The sequence below is a fragment of the Cellulomonas citrea genome, assembly GCF_009829685.1.
Lineage (GTDB): Bacteria > Actinomycetota > Actinomycetes > Actinomycetales > Cellulomonadaceae > Cellulomonas > Cellulomonas citrea.
Window position 1 is genome coordinate 1 of record NZ_VWSD01000244.1, and the last position, 2,621, is coordinate 2,621.

General features: G+C 75.2%; 2 protein-coding genes and 2 pseudogenes. 2 read left to right on the top strand and 2 right to left on the bottom strand.

The window, feature by feature from the left end:
- Positions 1–117, top strand: a pseudogene (locus F2B26_RS17695) (ABC transporter permease); the annotation flags it as partial.
- Between the two features lie 53 nt (positions 118–170).
- On the opposite strand, the pseudogene F2B26_RS15670 reads toward F2B26_RS17695, so the two are convergent.
- Positions 171–809, bottom strand: a pseudogene (locus F2B26_RS15670) (cysteine desulfurase family protein); the annotation flags it as partial.
- 67 nt (positions 810–876) lie between these two features.
- Here F2B26_RS15670 and F2B26_RS15675 point away from each other — a divergent pair.
- A complete protein-coding gene (locus tag F2B26_RS15675; RefSeq protein WP_159810938.1) occupies positions 877–1,863 on the top strand; it encodes a phosphotransferase family protein in 987 nt (328 codons plus the stop codon).
- Between the two features lie 21 nt (positions 1,864–1,884).
- Here the strand turns inward: F2B26_RS15675 and F2B26_RS15680 are convergent.
- Positions 1,885–2,621, bottom strand: a 737-nt coding sequence (locus tag F2B26_RS15680) for an electron transfer flavoprotein subunit alpha/FixB family protein (RefSeq protein ID WP_159810940.1), incomplete at its 5' end; no start/stop codon positions are given.

A 2,621-nucleotide genomic window follows, 5' to 3' on the forward strand; every position in this document is an offset into this window, starting at 1 on the left:
GCGCGGGACTTCGTCGCGGTGCAGGGCATCGTCGCGATGCTCGCCGTCATCGTCGCGGTGACGAACTTCATCGTCGACGTGATCGCCGCCCTGGTCGACCCGAGGATCCGGTACTGATGGCCGCCGAGCTGCACAGCCGCCAGCTCGACGCCGCGGCGCAGCAGCAGCGCCCCGGTGCCCTGCGGCCCGCCGATCTTGTGCCCGGACAGGCTGAGCGCGGCCACCCCGGAGGCCGCGAGCTGCACCGGCACCTGGCCGACCGCCTGCACCGCGTCGGCGTGCACCGGCACCCCGTGCTCGGCGGCGGCGGCCACCACGTCGACCACCGGCTGCAGCGTGCCGACCTCGTTGTTCGCCCACATGACGGACACCGCCGCGACGTCACCACGGTCCAGCTCGGCGCGCAGCACGTCGACGTCCAGCACGCCGTCGTGGTCGACGGGCAGCTCGGTGAGCACGGCCCCCTCGTGCCCGGCGAGCCAGCGCGCCGGCTCCAGCACGGCGTGGTGCTCCACCGCCGAGACCAGCAGCCGGGTGCGGCGGGGGTCGCGCGCGCGGGCGGCCCGGTACAGCCCGAGCACCGCGAGGTTGTCCGCCTCGGTGCCGCCCGAGGTCCAGACCACCTCCGACGGCTGCGCACCGAGGGCGTCGGCCACCGTCTCGCGGGCCTCCTCGACCAACCGGCGTGCGGCCCGTCCGGCGGCGTGCGCCGAGGCGGGGTTGCCGACGACTGCCGCAGCCTCGGCCCAGGCCGCGAGCGCGGTCGCCCGGATCGGGGTCGCCGCCGCGTGGTCGAGGTAGACGGTCACCGGGCCGATTCTACGAAGCGGCTGCGCGGCGTTCGGTGAAAGATCACGAATCTGCAAAGATGACGCCGTGAGCGCCGACGACGTCGTGGAGCTGCCCAGGGCCTTCAGCGGCCAGCGGCTCGACTGGCGCGACCTCCCGGCGCACGTCAGACGCCGGATCGCCGACCTGGCCGGGTCGCAGGTCTCGGCCGAGACCTCGGCCACGAGCGGCTTCTCCCCCGGGTTCGTCGCGGTCCTTGAGCTGGCCGACGGCAGCGCCGTGTTCGTCAAGGCCGTCTCCCCGCGCGAGAACCCCGCGTCCCCCGACCTGGCACGCGCCGAGATCCGCATCGTCGGCTCGCTGCCGGACGAGGTGAGCGCCCCCCGGCTGCTGTGGTGGCACGACGACGGCGAGTGGGTCATCACCGGCTGGGAGGCCGTGCACGGCCGCACCCCGCAGATCCCGTGGCGGCCCGAGGAGCTCTCGGCGGTGCTCACCTCGGTCGACGCGCTCGGTGAGCTGCGGCCTCGCCCGGGCCACACGCTGCGCCCCACACCGGAGGCGCTCGTCGAGGACTTCACCGGCTGGCAGAAGCTCTCCGGGGCCGGCCGCGCCGCGCTCGGGCGGTTGTCCGACGGTCTGGGTGAGCTGGGACTGTGGTCCACCCAGCACCTCGACGACCTCGTGCGCTGGGAGAGGGAGGCGCCGCCGGTGCTCGCCGGGGACCACCTGGTGCACGGCGACCTGCGCTCGGACAACATCATGCTCGACGAGCACCACCGGGTCTGGTTCATCGACTGGCCGCACGCCTCGGTGGGTGCGCCGTGGCTCGACCTGGCGTTCCTGCTGCCCTCGGTCGCGGCCGAGGGCGGTGGCGACCCCGCAGAGCTGTTCGCGGCCCGGCCGGTCGCCCAGGGCGTCCCGACGGACGACCTGCGGGCTGCGCTCGTCGGGCTGGCCGGCTGGTTCGCCTGGAGCAGCCTGCAGCCCGACCCGCCCGGCATCCCCAACCTGCGCACGTTCCAGCAGGCCCAGGCCGGGGCGACGCTGCGCTGGTTGCACACGCTGGCCTGACGCGCCCGTCAGGCGCCCGGCTCAGCCCTGCGCGCGCAGCCGGCGCAGCTCGGCCGTGAGCTGCGGCAGCACCTCGAACAGGTCCCCGACCACGCCGTAGTCCGCGAACTCGAAGATCGGTGCGTCCGGGTCGTCGTTGACGGCCACCACGGTGCCGGAGGACTGCATCCCGCCGCGGTGGTGCACCGCACCCGAGACACCGGCACCGATGTAGAGCCGCGGCGAGACCGCGACCCCGGTCTGCCCCACCTGCTGCTCACGCGGCACCCAGCCCTCGTCGGCCGCGACCCGGGTGGCGCCGACCGCGCCGCCGAGCAGGTCGGCGAGCTCCTCGACGGGGCTGAGGTGACCGTCGACCCCGCGCCCGGCCACCACGACGACATCGGCGGTCGCCAGGTCGGGGCGTCCGGTCTGGTGACGTGCGGTGCGCACCACGGTGACGGCGCGCGCCAGTGCGCTGCCGGCCACCTCGACCTCGAACACCTGGGGCGTGCTCGGGGCCGGTGCGACCTCGGCCCGCACGGCGTTGGGCTCCACGGTGACGACGGCCACGGGTGCGGTCACCTCGACCGTCGTCACCCAGGTGCCGGCGAGCACCGACTTGGTGACGTGCAGCGCACCGTCGACCCGCTCGACGCGTTCGGCGTCGGTGACCACGGCGGCACGGTCGAGCACCGCGAGCCGCGCCGCGGTCTCCTTGGCCTCGGCCGACGAGGCGAGCAGCACGAGGTCGGCCCCCGCGGCGGCGCGCGCGGTCT